The organism is Saccharicrinis aurantiacus, assembly GCF_947489045.1.
Classification (GTDB): domain Bacteria; phylum Bacteroidota; class Bacteroidia; order Bacteroidales; family Marinilabiliaceae; genus Saccharicrinis; species Saccharicrinis aurantiacus.
In genome coordinates, this window is the sequence record NZ_CANLCN010000004.1 from 153584 (window position 1) to 172191 (window position 18608).

Sequence of the window (18608 nt, forward strand, 5' to 3'; positions counted from 1 at the left end):
TTGCTACCGAACAAACCTTGCTTCAATGTTTTCATCAGGCCTCTGGCCAACTAAATAAAAATGCTGAAAATATAAGTTTTGTACAGATACAACAAGCAAGACCTTATACCGAACTTATACTTTATTACTGCGGTGCTATGATTAACAGAAATTACATATTTACTTTTTTAACCCTACTTAAATGAATATACCCACCAGTTTTTTTATTGTCCGTTGATTCTTTATAAGATAGAATTCTACACCAATCTGAGTCTTTTAATTTCTCAACATAAACATATTTGCCATGAATCGCTTTATAAATAATATCCGAATTAATATTAGGATATTCGCGCACATTTGTCCACCCATCAAGGTCGTTCACTTTTGCTAAATATAAAGCCCCTTCTTTTTCAATCTCTTCGAAAAGAATTTGGTTAAAATAACCATCATCATCAATCGCATAAACTTTTTTACACTTATATCTAATATAACCTTCATCGTATTCTAGATCATCTGTTGGAACATCATAAGACTCATAAGAAGTTATTGTCATATCCTTCTCTACAAATGTTTGTGCTATTTCATTAAGATTGATTGCTGATACCATTTGCTCATCTGCTAACCTAAATGTGAATGCTTCAATTGAAGAACCATATCCTCTGGATCATAATAATTGTATTTAAGTATTAATAAGACAATACTGTCAGATAAATATACCTTTCCAATGGTGTACAAATTGTATTTAACAAATCCATCCGACATCTTTATACCGTTATCATATAATCCATGAAATCCATGATGGTACATAGCGTACTGTCCCCCTTTTATTCTAATATGAAGTGCTGATGTAGCATATGATAATCCTTTAGTTTCCCTTCTTATTGTCCGATGCTCATGCCACATATTTTTGTTTGCATACTCGTAATTAATTGTATCCTGAGTAGTAAGATACTCAGAAGGACCTATAAGCTCCTCCCATTTATACTCTTTAAATGATTCTAAAAAATTATTAAAGTTAGACTGCGCAAAAATTACAGTATTAAAAATACATAGTAAAACTATATTTAGTAAGATTCCTCTTTTCATCTCTTTTTCTATATAATTTATAAATTTACTACTAATCCACACTTGTGCACCACTAAACCCACCATGCAGCATGGCAATGTGTTATGTGCAATTTTAGTTTAAATTAATTTCTTTTGTCAATTCCACAGTGTCAACTTTATTATAAATATTTTCCAGTACTGAGTTAATTTCTTCGAAGGTTTTTATATCTGTTTTAATTGTTGTTTTATAAATAAATTCAGAAAGATAAATCTCGGTGTATTTGTAAAAATGAATTGCTCCTAGCTGTTTCTCGTCATAAGAGAATTCATCTTCAAAACTCAGCGAAATACCATATTCTGTTTTTATTGTCTTTATGTTGGTTTGAAAAAAACCATATGATTTTTGAGAATTAAAGGATTTATGATTAATTGTTAATTGTTCTTTGCCAAATATATTCCAGACTGTAGTCCAAGTGAGGGTAAAGAAGATAATTGCTGAGAATCCGAAGATTGGCAATATGAAGGTATTTATTTCATCTTCTGGGATACTAAGCATACCATAAATAATTAAGGAATAAATTGCAATATTAGCTGAGACAAGCACAATTCTAACCCATTTCTTAACTTCGCTTTCTAGTGTTATGTACAAATTTATACCATCAAAGCTTATATTTTTCTTATTCATTTTTATAATCTATTTATGATAGGCGCTAATTTCCCTAAATCGCAATTTATAACCACATAATAGTTAGTCTGGGTATTTTCCTGTGTGAAAGTAGAAAATAAAAAGTTATTTGCTTTTGTAATATGTTACTTAATGCATTGGCATATGGTATTTAAATAGAAACTAAATAGACCTGCTAAGGAAGCACTAGCGGCTGTATGGTTTATGCCTTGCCCGGCTTAGCGATTGCAGCGGCATCCTTTTTTGAGCCCTCAATGGCGATAAAAAGATATAGCGAAAAGCGCGCCCCGCAGGGGAAGCCCCTCATCATAATACTTAGGAAGTATTGCTAGATTTGATTTGGTGTAAAAAAAGAGCCGCACTTTTAAGTTACGGCTCTGGTATTTTAGTAATGGCTAATTGGCCGAAACAACGGTAATTATTTTAAACAGGTAAGTTGCTTTGGGCTTGGGGTTGTTGGCTATATAATCATCCCAAATTCCTTCGGGCATTTCAACATCATCGGTAAACAAATCGCCATAGGCATCTTTAATTGAAGAAAACAAATCGTACGAAACGCTACCGTACTGAAATGTTGGCGTTTCAGGGGCTAGGATAAGGGAATGCCCCCAGCCCTTCATGGTTGCTTTTCCATCGTCCATCGCTTTTTTAAGCATCGGTTTCCAAACTTCGGCTTCAAATGTAAGGTGTTTCCAGGTGTCTGTGGAGTTGAAATAATTAAACTTGGCGTACTTAAAGTCGGTATCCGGATTAACTGAACTTCCTTGTATATGGTTGTCCAAATCTCGTAAATAAATACTCGAAACCCGTGTGCTTAAGGAGTGCACCTGAATGTCTTCCATAGGTACATCGGGGAATAAATCCTTTACCTCCATCCATTTAATTTCGTTATCGATATCTTTAACGGAGGTTATTATTAAAACATTGGGCGAATGCTGAATATCCTCATTCCCGCCAACCTTAACGAGTACAGCAAAAAACAAAAGGTTTCCTTTTTCTATTTCTTTTTCGGCAAATACCTTCCAATAGGTTTCGGCTCTATGTAAAAATTCTTTCATGTTATCGGGAGCCACTTTTCGGTAATGGTGTATGGTGGTGTTCTGAGCTTCTATAAGTGGCAAAAGCAACATAAAAGCAATTAAAATAAACGACATCTTTTTCATGATATTACTATTAAGTGAATACATACCGTATAAGGTAAGCCCATTTGCAAGTTTTGTCAATTAATGCCGAACGAGGGTGTAATAGCTGAGAATTTGTTTTTGCATAGTACTAGTTTTGGATAAAAGAAACCCCCGTTACGATTAAAGTAACGAGGGTTCTATTGCTATAAAGTAATGCTGTTCTTAAAACATTATTACTGGGTAAGCTGGTATATTGTTGTGGCGTAAATATCTGCTGATTTACTTTCGCTCTATAATTAGTTATGAGATATATTGAGTGCTGTTTTATTTAGAGAATACGAATGTTGTTGTAAATCGAAGTTCGCTTTTACCCACGTAATCAGGGCGAACCACATTCTCGTAATATTGTACTCCAAATTGAGTGGGTAGCTTGCCTAAGAAGACCAACTTGCTGGCACCGCCACCAACAGGCACTGTCCATTGTTGCCCTGTAGCAGCATTCCAATTGGCCGTAATGGTAGGGAAAGTGGTAACTACCCATCCTTTACCCAATCCGTAGGATACTAAAGTTTGTCCAACAAAACGGTTTACATCAGCTCTATCGTTATCTCCTGCAAACGACATAGTTTGACGAAGCACCATATCAAGTGTCCATCTTTTATTTTGGTATACAGCTACCACACCTGCACCGGCACTCCATTTTCCGCTTCCTAGCATTGCATCTGTTGCGGTTGGCATATCAATAGACGGACCAACTCCCCAAGCTACTTTACCTAGTTTCTTTTTGGGTGCTAAAAAGAAGGAGTAATTTAAATCGGTCATACCGTATGTTTCACTACTTCCACTTGTTGTTTGTGGTAGGTACGATGCCCCAAATACCCCACGGTGAACAATACTGAAGTTTCCGTAATCTTGAGCCACAATAGGCTGAAAAGATGCTGTAAATGTAGAACCTTCGTAACCTGGAACTCCGTTACCAAAATTGTATTGTACAGGCAAGGCTATAATTTTAGCCAAAGGATTCTGTAATTTTTGCGCAATTTCGTCTTGCTCGCTTTGTGCGTGAAGTAGGTTAATGCTGAAAAAAGCTACTACCGCTACTGCTATTATTCTAAACTTATTCATTGTTGTAATTTTTTGTTATCCCAACTCCACGTTGGTCTATTTATAGGTGTTTGTGCAATGTAATATAATCGGCCTTGGTTGCTTAGCTGCGCTGTTAGCGGCATTCCCAATATTATTAGAAGAAAAAGAACTATTATGTACCCTATTCTACTCATATTAAATGATTGTGTAAATTGAATATTTCAATTAATGATGTGTAGATATGGGTACCTTAAGGCTTAGAAAGCTTCAGTAATTCCGAAATAAAATACGCCTCCAGATTTTCCTCTGGCATAGTCAAATTTCAAGTTGAGTCGTTCGTAAGGAAGCAGGCGGTATCTGATTCCTACATTTGCCATGTGCAACCACTCTGCATTGGTGAAACTTGTTGAAACACCACTCTCATGGTTATCGTTACCAAAAACTTTACCTGTTCCAACGGCTGCTACAAAGCCTAACTTGTGATTTAGCCAAGGGGTTTCTTTTCTGAATTCAATTTCGAAGTTTACCAGGTTCATATCCATATATTGTCCTTGTTCGTAACCTCGTTGTACTGTTTTCCCGGATCTTCCGTACGAGGACCAAAAGTTGCGCGATGCATCTTCCGATACAAATCTACCTGAACCATGAATAGCTAGTACATTACTTACATTATCACCCAAAGTGAAATACTGACGATAATCTGCCATTAAAATATTTTGACTTTCATCGCCCATCATCTGATCCATGGTTATGCTAGCCCATATACCGGTGTATGGATAATTGATATTATCACGCGTATCGTACGATGTGCTATAACGTACCCCATTTGTATGTACAAAATCTTCAGAAAAACCATTGGCATTAAGTAGATCATCAGCCTCATCGGTTTGTCCAAATACTTTTCGGCCATTATACATATATCCAACACCTAAATACCAGTTAGATAATACCTGATGTTCAAGCATAACATTAGCTATAGCAACATTCGCAGTTACATCAGTGATAGAAGGGGCAACTGTAGGATCTGTAGGGTTACCTGACAATAGCATATTTTGATTTATACTGCCATAAAATCCACCTGCACTAATTCGCCACTTATCCTTGGCTAAAAATAGTTTGTTATTTACACCAATCATATAGCTTTTATTGGTAGTCATTTGCATAAATAATGCAGATGATGAAGGTGGTGAAACTAAATCGCCCTCACTAGGATAGTAATTAAGCATGTTAATTAAAGAAATACCCCATTTTGCCGAAGGATCATATGATGGCATAGGAACAAAGTTGTACTTTACACCTTTACGTTCTTTCTCATCGTCAAATACACGACGCCCATTTTCATCTAACTCTACTTTGTTTTCTTCAGTATTATCGTTTTTAACATTTTGAGAAAAGGTGCTCAAACCAATAAGTAGAAATGTTATTGTTGTTATTATTATTTTCATAATTGTGTCTTTTGTACTCCCGGTTGATAAGTAATGTGAACCCTTCACTTACCTATTACTATGCCAAAGGACAGTTATAACAAGCCTAATATTTGTACAAAACAGGCAAGCTGTTGTATAAAACGGTATCGAAGTTTGGAGTTACCCAAAACACCAGTTATGGTAGAACTAAAAAATATTTTCAATCAGTTAACGATATTTTTGGTATAAGTGCACAAAGCATTACATTGCAAGTAATATTAGTTAACTAAAAAGCTACACGTATGAGTGAAGATTCAGCTTTAGAGTTTTATACCATAGAACAGCAACCTAATAATTTTTTCGAAAAACTTAATGAGCTCTATGGCGGAGAATGGGATGGAACACACTTTACTTTAAATAACAATTTGGGTAAGGTTAATGTGAGTTTATTTACATATCCTAACAAATGTATTATATCCATTGGCAATTATAATTTAAATAAACCCATTAAGATAATTAATAGGCCTAAGGAAGATGAACGAATTGTTGCAGTTCGTATAGGGTTTCATGGGGGATTTGAAGGAGAGAGTACTGATATGGGGAACTCAGAAGGTATTTTTATTTACGATGCCAATAAACCCTTTCAGCTTAGGTTTCCAAAAAATAAAACCATCAAGTGGATGTCTATTCGCGTGCCTTTGCAGTTTATAAATAATTGGACTCCCATAGAGAGGCGAGGCTCAAAGCTTATGAACATTTTAAATAACGAGAAAGATTGGTTTTTCTATTACCGCTTACCACCCGAAATAGAATCGCTAGTGCGCAGTGCTGTTATGCACATGCACAATAAAGATTTGGTTAAGCCTATTATGTATGCACGTGCTTACGAAATAATAGCTCGCCTTTTTGTATTAATTGAAGGTGATGACAGTGCTATAGTAGCAAAGAAAATTCATCCGAACGACTTTTCGCAGATGCACGAAGTAAAGGAAGAATTATTGCAAGATTTTTCAAAGTTACCGAACGTTGAGGAGTTGAGTGAAAAGTATGGTATGAGCTATTCTAAGCTTCAACGTTCGTTTAAAGCTGTGTTCGGAATGCCCATTAAAAAGTTTTACAACCAGCACAGACTTGAAGAAGTTAACCGCTTAATTAAATATTCTAGTAAATCTATTTTTGAAATAAGTGACGAGCTTGGTTTTCATAGCACTTCACACTTAAGCCGAACTTTTAAGCAACAATTTGGGTATACACCTAGTGAAATCAGAAGCTAATTACATCAATTACAAAACACTGTTGGTATGTTACAAAACGAAAGAGATCGTGTTTTAAAAAATTAACAGTTACCTTGATAAGGTAATTTAAGTGAGCCACCTTAGGTTCATTTTCTTAAATGAAGAGTTTGAAAAAAGTATCGCCACTTTTTCTTTATGCCTCTCTCCTCATCTATTTCAATCATTTCCTAATCTGATTACTTTACCCACCAATAAAATACAATTCCCCACCCTTATAATACATCTCCTAAAAAGGTATTTATAGCAACAAGCGGTATTTGATAACATGCTATTTCAAACACAAACCTCAGCTTAAAAAAAAGTTTATCTTGACTAGTTTATGTCTAGCTAAGCTTTACCAACACTGCAACTTGCTTTGCTAATTTTATTCCATCAGAATTACACACATTTTTTATTAATGATTTTAATTAGGATAGGATGAGAAAGAGATTTATAAGCAACATTAATTTACTGTTATGCATTATTGCAGCAACGGCAATGCTTGCTTCATGCGGCGATACTAATGAGGTTAATAATTTTGAACCTGAAGCGAACGATAACTCCTTAATGGTTTTAAAAAACAGTACCCAAGGAAGTGCAAATCAAGTAGATGTTAGTACCAACGATGACATTGGTGGTAACGGAAGTTCAGGTGACGATTACAGCTTACTAACCAAAGCAGAAAACGGCACGGCTACGCACCTTAACGATGGTATTTTTGAGTATATTCCAAATACCGATTACATTGGTGAAGATGTATTCAAATACCGACTAACAGATAGTTATGGCAAAGAAGCTTATGCAAGCGTTAAAGTAACTGTAAAAAGGAATGATTTAACTGAGGAAGATTTTGAAAATATCGATCCTAATTTTCCTTCATTTGTATCAATAAACAACACCACGCCAGAAGGTAAAGTATGGGTGAAACAAGATAACATGTCCGACGAATTTGAAAGTGGTTGGGATAACAACAAGTGGTTTCGTTCTGTTTGGAACTATGATCCTCCGGTATTTATGTCAAACGGTACAGCAAACTCTGGTGTAGCTGATGGTAACCTTTGGATTAAAGCTACGCTTAACGAAAGTAATCCTGAGGATCGATGGTTTCAGACAGCACGTATACATTCTAGAACAAAAATTAGCTACCCAATGTATACCGAGGCCAGCATTAAAGCGGCACATATTTCGGCCTATAATACCTATTGGTTAAACAACGGAGATATCAATAACAGAGACGAAATTGATATTATTGAAAATAACTCCAAACCTTCGTGTGACTGTCAGCCCGACTTCCCTATGCAAATGAACTCGCAGTATTTTCATGCTAACTCTGACCTAACACCTGTGGAGATTAGAAACAAAGGCGACTTTAACCAAAGCGGTTTATCGGATGTTAATCCTAAAAAAGGAGTTAAATGGAATGAAGATTATCACACCTTTGGGGTATGGTGGAAGGATTCTAAAAATATACAATTTTATCTTAACGGAGAACCTGCTGGTAGCGTTGTTGTGGGTGAGCATAATGATGGTACCATTTACGAAGCACGTGAATTTACGAGAGAATTAGAAATCATTTTTGATTTATGGACTGGCGATTTTAATTGGCTAGGCGGATTAGCTTTAAAGGAAGATTTACAGAACGATGCCATCAACACTATGAAAGTTGATTGGGTACGAACTTGGAAATTAGAGGATGAGTAATATTGATTTCAGAAAATAACCCTATATCTAAAGCCTTGGGCATTTTGCTCAGGGTTTTTCTTTTAATAAACTATATCAACATTTCTTGAGCTTATAAAAAAATGATACCCGATATTGAATTATCCGCTAAACTAGCACATGAAGTATTGCAAGTAGGTAATAAGCTTAAAACGGCTATTGACCAGGCAAGTGATGCACGTAATAATTTATCGGGCATAGCTCAAGACAATGCTAATTCTGCTGATTTTATGCAAAAAAACAGTACTGAATTAAACCTATTGGCCCTAAATTTAAACGAGTTGGTTAAAAATTTTAAATTCTAAAACTGAATGCTTAAGCCTGTTTTAAAATAGGCAACTCCGTAACCGAACTCCATAAAAACGCCGAGTTTTTCATAGAAGTTATAACGTGCTCCTACAAAAATATCACTAGCAAAATAGGCTTTCTTTACCTTATCCTCATTCTGGTCGTTTTGACCTCTCTTAAGGGTAAAACCCAGTATGGCACCTGCATAAACATCAAACTTATTCCATTTAACGTCATCGGTCATTTCTACCAAATCAAAATGATACACACCCTTTGCAGCAAAAGTTGTAAAATTATTACCCTGAGTATATTTATTGTCATCAGACCAATAGTCTAAATAAGAACTGGCAACAGATATTAAACCACCTGCGCTAATATGCCCTACCCCAATCAATTCACTTACATTTTTTTCATACGACATTGTAAACGATGGCGTTTTTGAAGTATACTGATGCTTAGGCAAAGATGCCACACCTAAACCTAATTTAACCAGATGTTCGCCACCTTGCAGAGGTTGGGCAGTGGCTCCAACAATCGCAACTACTGAAATAAATATTGTAAATAATAATCTTTTAATCATGTACCAAGCTTTGAGTGCGCAAAGATATAGGAAAGCAATAAAAGTCGCCCAATTAGTTAAAAAAACTTTTACTAAAGCACATTTACAATGGATATGATTTAGTATAGATACATTTTTATAACTTTGCGGCTTCAAATATTTAAAGTACAGATTATGTCAGTAGCTATGAGTCGCCAAAAAAAGGTGACTACTCACGTATTAAGTGAGATGAAACATAATAAAGAAAAGATTGCAATGTTAACAGCCTATGATTTTTCATTGGCTAAAATAGTTGATTCAGCAGGTATTGATGTAATACTTGTTGGTGATTCAGCATCCAATGTAATGGCGGGTTACGAAACTACCCTCCCAATTACTTTAGATCATATGATTTATCATGGTGCATCAGTAGTCCGTGCTGTTGAGCGAGCTTTAGTTGTTGTTGATATGCCTTTTGGTACCTACCAAGGTAACTCAAAAGAAGCACTAACTTCTGCCATACGTATTATGAAAGAAACTGCTGCCGATTCGGTTAAACTTGAGGGTGGTAGAGAGGTTGTGGAATCGGTAGAACGAATTATTTCTGCTGGGATACCTGTGATGGGCCACTTAGGTTTAACTCCTCAATCTATTCATAAATTTGGTACTTACACTGTTAGAGCCAAGCAAGAAGAAGAGGCGCAAAAGTTAATTGAAGATGCACATTTATTGCAAGAAGCCGGTTGCTATGCGATTGTTTTAGAAAAGATACCTGCTGAATTGGCTGCTAAAGTAGCAGAACAATTAACCATTCCTATTATTGGTATTGGTGCTGGTAGCGGCGTAGATGGACAAGTACTTGTATTGCACGATATGTTAGGTGTAACTCACGAATTTTCACCACGTTTTTTACGTAGATATCATAACCTGTTTGCCGAAATATCAGGTGCTGTTGGTAATTACATAGAAGACGTTAAAGCTGTTGATTTCCCTAGCGAACGCGAGCAATATTAAACACAGCTATTGATTTGGTAAATAATTGTTGTAACCCAACATTGTTTGCGATTAATTAAATTTCAAAAAATGGATATAGAAGTATTATACGAAGACAACCATATTATTGCCGTCAATAAAAGAAACTCAGAAATAGTTCAGGGAGATAAAACAGGCGATGAAGCCTTAAGTGATAAGGTTAAAGCATATATTAAAAAGAAATACAAAAAACCAGGCGACGTTTATTTGGGTATCGTACACCGAATCGATCGACCTGTGAGTGGTATTGTTCTGTTTGCAAAAACTAGTAAAGCAGCCACGCGTTTGAGCAAAATGTTTTTGGATAAAGAGATAAAGAAAACATATTGGGCAGTGGTGAAACAGCTACCGGAATCAGATTCGGGCAGATTGGTGCATTACATGATTAAAAATGAAGAGAAAAATAGATCTAGCGCCTATGATAAACAAAAAAAGAAGTCGAAAGAAGCGATTTTAAATTATCGTTTGGCATCAAGTTCTGCTAATTACCACTTATTAGAAATTGATTTAGAAACAGGACGTCACCACCAAATACGTTGTCAGCTTGCTAAAATAGGCTGTCCGATACGAGGCGACTTAAAGTATGGTGCTGCTCGCTCTCTTAAAGGTGGCGGAATTAACCTACACGCACGCAAGGTTGAATTTATGCACCCTGTTAAAAAAGAACCTATCGTGATAACAGCAAAAACGCCTAAGGAGGACAACCTTTGGATTGAATTTGCCAATATGCTAGGTAAAAAATAATCTGCATTAGCAGAATAAGTAAAAGCGGTAAACAGAGTTTGTTTATCGCTTTTCTTGTTTAAAAATCATATAGCTTTATCATATGGATCTGAAGCTTTATTTAATAGAGGCATTACAAGCAATACTCAATAACTTCAAACTTTAGGCACCCTACATTAAAACACCTTTCTTCGGTTTTATAGGAGCGGGTAAATCTGTTTCACCTAGCATCTCCAATAAATCTATTTCAATAGTTCTGCAAAGCGATAACATGGGTATATCATTGGCCATTCCTTGAAAAGGATTTTCTGAGTAATCCCCAACTATTTCCATCATTATATAAACCCATCCGATTAAGGCAGTCATCATAACAGAAATTGCAGCTCCCCAAGTTCCTAAATTCATTAATGATGGTATCATCGAAAATGGTACTAAGAAGATAAATATTCCAATAAAAATGCGGCTAAGATTAGCGTATTGTCTAGGCAAAGGAAACTTTTTAATTCTTTCCGCTTTACCCTGATGATCGTAAAAAGCAGAGAGTGTTTTAGATAATTCCATATGCCTAAAATCGTCAACTAACCCATCGCTCCTCAGCGTTCTTATGTCTCTGGATTGCTCATTAATAATTTGAGTTGCCGTATTAGAAGCATTTAACAAACAATCGTGCTCCCCTTTTGGCAAAAACCGTTGTAATTCATCACCCGTAAGCTCATCCTCCACCAAACCAAGCCCATAGTTTTTCTGCATTAACTGTGATGATATGCGATATAAGATATTTTGATTAATATGCTCCCATTCTGTACTAACTAGCAATTGGCTTCTTAGCGCATAAAGCCATGCAATATGCCGATATATCAATCTGCTTTTTACAATTTTTATTTCCATATCTGATAGAGACGCATCTGCAAATTGATTAGTAATAAAACCATCCACATACATTCCCCACGAACGACTACTATTTACAATACCTCCCCATATTTTGCGAGCTTCCCACATTCTATCATAGGCACTATTATTTTTAAAACCCACATAAAATGCAACAGCAGTACCAATTATAGAGATAGGTAACCATGGTAACTTCACCTCTATCAAGTTATATACATATAAAAAAGCCACTGAAGAAGACCAAAGTAATAACCAAATCACATGATGTCCCGACCATTTCATGGCCTGTTTTAAATTCATCCCGCGTTTTACAATCATATCTTATTTATTAATAACCAAACACCATAATATAAACTTGTGATAATTGATATTGTTTATCGTAAAACAATCTTCATTTGCAACATTTTATGCTTCTATTTGTGCGGGAAAAATTATCCATGTAGCTTTGTGCACTATTTAATAAGATAAATGGCTAAAAAGAAGCATTCAAATATTCCTATTTTCATTCCTGAATTGGCTTGTCCCCATCAATGTGTATTCTGCAACCAACGCAAAATATCTGGCCAAATTGATGTACCTGCACCCGAAGATATTGCTGATACCATAAAAATGTATTTAAGCAGTATGAATGATGGCCGAACTATTGAGTTGGCTTTTTTTGGAGGTAGCTTCACTGGTATTCCCATTGACTTGCAAGAAGCCTACTTAAAAGCCGCACAACCGTTTATTAAAGATGGCTCCATACAAGGCATTCGCCTCTCTACCCGACCGGACTATATTGATGTTGAACGCATGGATTTATTGGCCAAATATGGAGTAATAGCCATTGAATTAGGAGCACAATCAACAAATCAGGAAGTTTTACGAAAATCAGGACGAGGTCATAATTTTGATGCCATAAAAAATGCTGCTAAACTCATCAAGAGCTATGGTATGGAATTAGGCTTACAAATGATGATTGGTTTACCTACAGATACCAAAGAACGCAGTATCCAAACTGCAAATGATATTATTAACTTAGGTGCAGATACAACACGTATTTATCCAACAATTATTGTAAAAGATACCGCCTTAGAAACCTTATTTAACGAGGGATCATACAAACCCTTATCCTTAAGTGAAGCCGTTAATTGGAGCAAAGATATTTTACCTCTTTTTGAAATGTCTGGTGTTAAGGTATTGCGGGTAGGCTTGCATCCCTCTGAAGATTTAGTTGAAGGCAAAAATCTAGTGGCTGGTCCAATGCACGCATCGTTCAAAGAAATGGTGCAAACGGCAATATGGCGAGACTTACTTTTGAAGGAGTGCGAAAAAAGTACAACTAAATCTTTCTCTTTTAGTGTAACTCCCTCGCAATTAAACTATGCCATTGGATTTAAAGGCAGTAATCGTAACGAACTACATGAAAATGGTTTTTCAATTCGTTTCCAACAAGATACTTCCTTATCAGGATATGAATATAAGGTAGAATACTAAACCATTGAGCTAATTTTTCATCTCATCAATATGGAAACCATAAAAAAAGCAAGACTTGTTCTGGTCGATAATCGAATAATTAGCACTGTACGTAACAAGCTCATGCCTTTTGCTGAAAGTATTGAAGGATTTAAAAGCAAAGGCATTACCTACAATGCGGTTTCCTGCCATCCGGATGTTTTTATTCATCAAAGCAAAAATAGCAATATAATTGCCCCCAATACACCATCAAAAATAGTTGAGCTTTTTAATAAGAAGCATATCCCCTATCAATTTGGAGAATCAACAGTAGGTACTGATTTAATTGGTAGCACACCTTATAACTGCATTACCACAGAGGCAGCCATTCTTCATAAAAAAGGCTTTACCGATGCAACAATTCTTAATATAAATACTAATGCTACTTTTATAAACCTACCACAAGCCTATACCCGATGTACCACTTTGGTTTTGCGTCACGGCCTAGCTGTAAGTTCCGACCATGGAGTGCTAAAAACACTACGCACACACAATTGGGAAGTTCTGTATTTTGATCCCTCTGACATTCGAATTATTGACCACCGAAACGGCTTTTTTGGCGGGTGCTGTGGCATATTTAACAATACCGTTTTTACCTTGGGTAATCTGCTCCTTCATAAAGATGGGGAGCAGTTTCGTAACTTTCTAACTTTACATGGTTTTAAATTAGAAATGCTCTCAAACGAGAAATTATATGATGGCGGTGGAATCCTGTTTTTCTAATATCAATTATTCATTATCCCCCTTAATTCAGATATCTTATTCGTCTTATTTCCCTTTCCATTTAGGTATTTTTACTTCGAAAAAATAAATCTACATCAATGAAAAGAATATCTACATTTATTGTGCTTATGGCAAGTACACTACTTACATATGCACAAAACTATGGTGGTGGAAAAGGGTCAGCCAACGATCCATTTATCCTAAATACACCTTCGCATCTAAGTTACCTATCCAACACTCCTACAGAATGGAATAAAAATTACTCTTTTGTACTTGAGGATGATATTGACATGGATGGGGTTACATTTACACCCATTGGTAGTACAGAACAAGCATTTACAGGAAATATAAATGGTAAAAAACATACTATCTCTAACTTAAATATTAGTACTCAGGGTATAGATTTAGATAAAGAAAAATCATTAGGCGTAGGTTTGTTTGGTGCGCTGAATGGTAATGTAAGCAACTTGGGTATCATCAATATATCGTTTCAAGGTAATGGGTTTAGTCGTACAGGAGCCATTGCTGGAGTTCTTGATGGTGGATCGATTACCCAATGTTATTCAGAAGGTGGAACATTAAATGTAGGTTCAGGAGGCTGGGCCGGAGGTATAGTTGGTGCCTTATTTACTGGCGGCAATAAAAAGATTGAAGATTGTTACAGCTCTACTTCTATAACCGGAAACTGGGGTGTTGGCGGTATTGTTGGTGTTAATAGAGGCGAACACACCATTAATAAAGTGGCATTTTATGGCAGTGTTTCGAGTGGTAATGCCATTGTTTCTGTTCAGAACGATGCTAACGATAACAACAAAAATGGTATTGCGCCAAGCAATGCATTCTTTGCCGCAAGCACCGGTGCTACTGATGCTAATGCGACTGAACTAAATGCTTCGCAACTTACAGATGAGAGCAGCTATACTACTTTTGATTTTATAGAAACATGGCGTATCAGCGAAAGTAAAAATCACGCTATCCTGAATCCGGTTTACAAAGAACCAGAGATGGACTTTTTTGAAACCATTAGAACTAAAAGAATCGCATCGAGCGATAAGGTTGAGTGGACACAGTTTGGCCCTGGTATGTCGGGCTATAATGAAGAGTTTTGGTGTCATCCAACCGATGTTAACACCATGTTTATGGGACCCGATATGCATGTAACCTATGGAACATGGGATAATGGAGAATCATGGCACACCATAAAAGACCAAGATGGTTTAGGGTTAGATTTAGAGCGAACGCTAGATATTAAATTCTCGCGTCAAAACCCAGACTATGGAGTGGCTTTGGAACGAAGAGGATGGGTTTACACCACTCAGGATAGAGGAAGAAATTGGACGCAAGCTTCTACCCTTCCCAAAACCATTAATAATACCTATAACATGCACACTAAAATCGCCATTCATCCTGAGGATGATCAAATATGGTTTATTGGTGCAGGTGGCTTTTGGGATATAAAAAACAACCACAGAGCTGCTTCAAAACCTCAGGGTACTCGAACAAGTTTAGCAAGCTACGGCTATATACTAAAAACCACAGATGCCGGTGCCAATTGGACTAAAATAGCAACTGATATTTCTGATGATTTAGATGTGGGACGCATAATTATTAGCCCGATTAACCCTGATATAATGATTATAGCAACAGGGCAAGGTATGTATCGCAGTACCGATGGCGGCACAACCTGGGTTTCGAGTGCTTCGGGTTTACCCAATAACCGTCCGCGCGATTTATGCATGTATTATGATGGCGAAAGTGAATTTGTACTCTACTGCATTGAGCAAACCTTTTTTGAAGACAAGGGAAATACAGTAGAATGTAAAGGAGGGGTTTACAAAAGTACCGATAATGGAAGTACTTGGCAAAATATATCAGGCAATATAGCCATTGACATGACACAAGTAACGAGTAGTACTGAACGCGATTTCTTTCACAAAACAGTTGGCTATTGGTTTGGCAGATCAAGTTCTGACTCAAAGGCGAGATTTACTGAATACCCGAGTGTTGCATTCGCTACATACAACCGGATTGTGGTAAATCCTCTTGATAAAAACGAAATTTATATCTGTCATAATAAAAAGCACGATAAGAGTTTTGGGCCAGGAGAACTTTGGAAAACCTCCGATGGCGGTTTAAATTGGATCACCTGTGCCAGAGATGGTAGTTATTGGATTAATGAAACCAACAAAGCCTATTGGGAAAGTAGAAATAACCCTACTGGTGCCAATATAGATTACGCACACCTTCAACGCGAAATGGATCATGGCTCTGCCACATCAGGAAACCGTATGCTTGCTATCAATGCTGATGGAGAGGTTTTTATTGGCATTGATCAGCAAACAATACGATCAAATAATCATGGCGAAAGTTGGGAACAGGTTGATGATTATGAAACTGAAGAAAGCAGTAAAGCATGGGTTGGACGAGGTGCTAGTAACCTTCCGGGCCGATTTATTTTACATGAAACCGGCATACCCGACCGAAAGTTACTCTGCTCAGGCGAGCATGGTTTATGGAAAACGGTTGACAATGGCAATTTCTGGGATAAAGAAGCTGTTGCTGTAACTCAAATTGAAGGACAAGTTCACGAAGGTGGCGCCCATTCTGTATCAACAGTTGCTGTTCATCCTAATGACACAAACACAATTTATATGTTGAGTTGGCGACAATCGCACAGGGGTAAACTGCGTAAAACAACAGATGGTGGAGCAACTTGGGAGAATATTGCGACCATTTTTGAAGGCAGCAACAGTAGTTGGGAAGGTTTGGCTATGCAGTACTCTTTATTAATCGATCCGGTTAATCCGGATAATATGTATTTCTGCTCCATTAAAAAAACCATCTCAGAAGTTGGATCAAGTGTTGATGAGAGCATCTTAACTAAAGGTGGTTATGGTGTATATAGCTCAACTGACGGGGGCTACAATTGGACTCTAAGCACATCAGGCATGCCTAGCAATTGCAGTGTGCGCAGGTTGGTGTTGGATCATAACAACCCTGAAATATTATACGCATCGGTAAATAGTAACGACGGAGGTCTCTATAAATCAATAGATAAAGGAATTAACTGGAGCAAGATGAATACACCTAGTGCTATTAAATCAGTCAACTATTTTCATACGAATAAAGCTAGTGGTGATATGTATATCTGTACAGGAGGACGTAACACCGACATTAGTGAAGGTGGTGTATGGAAAAGCACCGATAACGCCAACACATGGACCCGCATTTTTATAGCTCCGTGTGTTTGGCAAGTTGAAAGCTCGCCTGTCAATTCTAATTTGGTGGTAATTAGTGTTGGTGGCCAAGCAGCTCATTTAGCTGAGAACTTTATGAATCCGGGCGTATACCTTTCGTTTGATGCTGGCAGTACTTGGGAAAAAGTAAATAACAAGCTAGGGCAACCAAATAAAATTGTAGAAGTTATGCCCGACCCTTATAACGAAAGCCTTCTGTGGTGTGCCTCGTGGGGATGCGGATGGTACAAGGGTATTATTAAAACAGAAGAAGTAAAAGCTGTTTGTGATGATGTTACCGTAAATGCAGGAGATGCGCTAACCCTTTATGCACATGGTTCTATCGGAAGGCAACTGAATTACCTTTGGTCTGCTCCCAAAGAGATAGAAAATGCCAAAGCTTACAAACACAAACTCAGCTTTACAGCGCCATTGCTTGCAAATGATACGATAATAAAGATCAACTTAAACGTAAGCAATGCTGAGGGGTTTGATAATATTGATGTTAACGTAAGGGTAAAATCAACGGAAACGAACATTCCCAAAAATGCACACCAAAATGTGATGCTTTTCCCAAATCCTGCTGAAAAGTTTATTACGGTAAAGGGCATTAGTATGGATGCCAATTATACGGTACTGTCTGCTTCTGGAAAAGAAATGTTGCACAGTGAGCAATCCCAAATAAACATCTCCGATCTTGATACAGGATATTATTTACTAAAGATTCAATCAAAACAAGGCACTAGTCACCATCAATTTATTAAAAGGTAAATAACGGGTATAAGGACAAAAAGCGGTTCTTCTTATTAGGAGACCGCTTTTTTTATGAGCAAATGGATTTCAATACTACTCCAAGATCTTCTGATAAGCCAGCACGTCGAGTAAGCGATTAAACTTCTCTCCTACCTTTACAAAATGCCCACACTTATTATAGCCACAACGCTCAAATAGTTTAATGCTATTTAGGTTTTCACCCGTAATTATTCCCAATAAATTATTGATTCCATTCTGCAAGGCAATTTTTTCAATCATCAGTAATACTTGTTTCCCAATACCCTTACCGCCAAAATTCGGCTTTAAGTATAAGGTAACTTCTGCTGTTTTTGCATAAGCTTGGCGCTTCTTATACGGTGCTAAATAACAATATCCGCAAACCTCTCCTTCAAATTCAACTAAGTACGATTTGTATTTAGCATCACCCACATACATAAACTCTTTCAATTCGTTTAAAGAAATATGTTCAGTATGAAATGTGGCAGTAGAGTTAATTATATAATAGTCGTAAATTTCTTTTACTATCTCTAAATCAGATTCGTTAAGTTCATTTAATTGAATATTCATTTTCTTCTTTTGCTATTGTTTATTAT

17 protein-coding genes are annotated in these 18608 nt (G+C 36.7%); 8 read left to right on the forward strand and 9 right to left on the reverse strand.

The genetic code is table 11. The features are described 5' to 3' along the window. Positions 1 to 151 precede the first annotated feature (151 nt). The 6 genes from QMO11_RS06640 to QMO11_RS06665 all read right to left on the reverse strand — a co-directional run bounded on the left by QMO11_RS06640 (position 152) and on the right by QMO11_RS06665 (position 5365). A complete protein-coding gene (locus tag QMO11_RS06640) occupies positions 152 to 586 on the reverse strand; it encodes an SH3 domain-containing protein (RefSeq protein WP_282036575.1) in 435 nt (144 codons plus the stop codon). Positions 587 to 597: 11 nt separating this feature from the next. Beyond that, complete coding sequence (locus tag QMO11_RS06645; protein WP_282036576.1) at positions 598 to 1065, reverse strand: hypothetical protein; 468 nt, start codon at positions 1063 to 1065, stop codon at positions 598 to 600. A gap of 93 nt (positions 1066 to 1158) precedes the next feature. After that, positions 1159 to 1710, reverse strand: a complete 552-nt coding sequence (locus QMO11_RS06650; protein WP_282036577.1) for a hypothetical protein — start codon at positions 1708 to 1710, stop codon at positions 1159 to 1161. Positions 1711 to 2105: 395 nt separating this feature from the next. Next, a complete protein-coding gene (locus QMO11_RS06655) occupies positions 2106 to 2873 on the reverse strand; it encodes a hypothetical protein (protein ID WP_282036578.1) in 768 nt (255 codons plus the stop codon). A gap of 285 nt (positions 2874 to 3158) precedes the next feature. After that, a complete protein-coding gene (locus tag QMO11_RS06660) occupies positions 3159 to 3959 on the reverse strand; it encodes a hypothetical protein (protein WP_282036579.1) in 801 nt (266 codons plus the stop codon). Between the two features lie 218 nt (positions 3960 to 4177). Continuing rightward, positions 4178 to 5365: a BamA/TamA family outer membrane protein gene (locus QMO11_RS06665; protein ID WP_282036580.1), complete on the reverse strand. Its 1188-nt coding sequence runs from the start codon at positions 5363 to 5365 to the stop codon at positions 4178 to 4180. A 263-nt stretch (positions 5366 to 5628) separates the two neighbouring features. On the opposite strand from QMO11_RS06665, the gene QMO11_RS06670 reads away from it, so the two are divergent. The 3 genes from QMO11_RS06670 (at position 5629) to QMO11_RS06680 (ending at position 8624) form a co-directional block, all read left to right on the forward strand. Beyond that, on the forward strand, positions 5629 to 6600 hold the full coding sequence (locus QMO11_RS06670) for a helix-turn-helix transcriptional regulator (protein ID WP_282036581.1): 972 nt from the start codon (positions 5629 to 5631) through the stop codon (positions 6598 to 6600). Positions 6601 to 7038: 438 nt separating this feature from the next. Further along, positions 7039 to 8301, forward strand: coding sequence for an Ig-like domain-containing protein (locus tag QMO11_RS06675; RefSeq protein WP_282036582.1), 1263 nt, complete (start codon positions 7039 to 7041; stop codon positions 8299 to 8301). 101 nt (positions 8302 to 8402) lie between these two features. Further along, complete coding sequence (locus QMO11_RS06680) at positions 8403 to 8624, forward strand: hypothetical protein (protein WP_282036583.1); 222 nt, start codon at positions 8403 to 8405, stop codon at positions 8622 to 8624. Here QMO11_RS06680 and QMO11_RS06685 read toward each other — a convergent pair. Further along, a complete protein-coding gene (locus tag QMO11_RS06685; RefSeq protein ID WP_282036584.1) occupies positions 8621 to 9187 on the reverse strand; it encodes a porin family protein in 567 nt (188 codons plus the stop codon). The genes QMO11_RS06680 and QMO11_RS06685 overlap by 4 nt on opposite strands. 153 nt (positions 9188 to 9340) lie before the next feature. On the opposite strand from QMO11_RS06685, the gene panB reads away from it, so the two are divergent. Then, positions 9341 to 10159: a 3-methyl-2-oxobutanoate hydroxymethyltransferase gene (panB, locus tag QMO11_RS06690; RefSeq protein ID WP_075603078.1), complete on the forward strand. Its 819-nt coding sequence runs from the start codon at positions 9341 to 9343 to the stop codon at positions 10157 to 10159. 69 nt (positions 10160 to 10228) lie between these two features. After that, on the forward strand, positions 10229 to 10921 hold the full coding sequence (locus QMO11_RS06695; RefSeq protein WP_282036585.1) for an RluA family pseudouridine synthase: 693 nt from the start codon (positions 10229 to 10231) through the stop codon (positions 10919 to 10921). A 150-nt stretch (positions 10922 to 11071) separates the two neighbouring features. Here the strand turns inward: QMO11_RS06695 and QMO11_RS06700 are convergent, their stop codons facing one another. After that, positions 11072 to 12106: a bestrophin family protein gene (locus QMO11_RS06700; protein ID WP_282036586.1), complete on the reverse strand. Its 1035-nt coding sequence runs from the start codon at positions 12104 to 12106 to the stop codon at positions 11072 to 11074. Positions 12107 to 12256: 150 nt separating this feature from the next. Between QMO11_RS06700 and QMO11_RS06705 the strand changes: the two genes are divergently transcribed. The 3 genes from QMO11_RS06705 to QMO11_RS06715 all read left to right on the forward strand — a co-directional run bounded on the left by QMO11_RS06705 (position 12257) and on the right by QMO11_RS06715 (position 18012). After that, positions 12257 to 13264: an elongator complex protein 3 gene (locus tag QMO11_RS06705; protein ID WP_282036587.1), complete on the forward strand. Its 1008-nt coding sequence runs from the start codon at positions 12257 to 12259 to the stop codon at positions 13262 to 13264. A gap of 30 nt (positions 13265 to 13294) precedes the next feature. Continuing rightward, positions 13295 to 14005: a DUF6873 family GME fold protein gene (locus tag QMO11_RS06710; RefSeq protein ID WP_282036588.1), complete on the forward strand. Its 711-nt coding sequence runs from the start codon at positions 13295 to 13297 to the stop codon at positions 14003 to 14005. Positions 14006 to 14103: 98 nt separating this feature from the next. Next, positions 14104 to 18012 carry a VPS10 domain-containing protein gene (locus tag QMO11_RS06715; protein ID WP_282036589.1) on the forward strand — a complete coding sequence of 1303 codons (3909 nt, stop codon included), beginning with the start codon at positions 14104 to 14106 and terminating at the stop codon, positions 18010 to 18012. Positions 18013 to 18087: 75 nt separating this feature from the next. On the opposite strand, the gene QMO11_RS06720 is transcribed toward QMO11_RS06715, so the two are convergent. Next, positions 18088 to 18582: a GNAT family N-acetyltransferase gene (locus QMO11_RS06720; protein ID WP_282036590.1), complete on the reverse strand. Its 495-nt coding sequence runs from the start codon at positions 18580 to 18582 to the stop codon at positions 18088 to 18090. Positions 18583 to 18608: the final 26 nt, after the last annotated feature.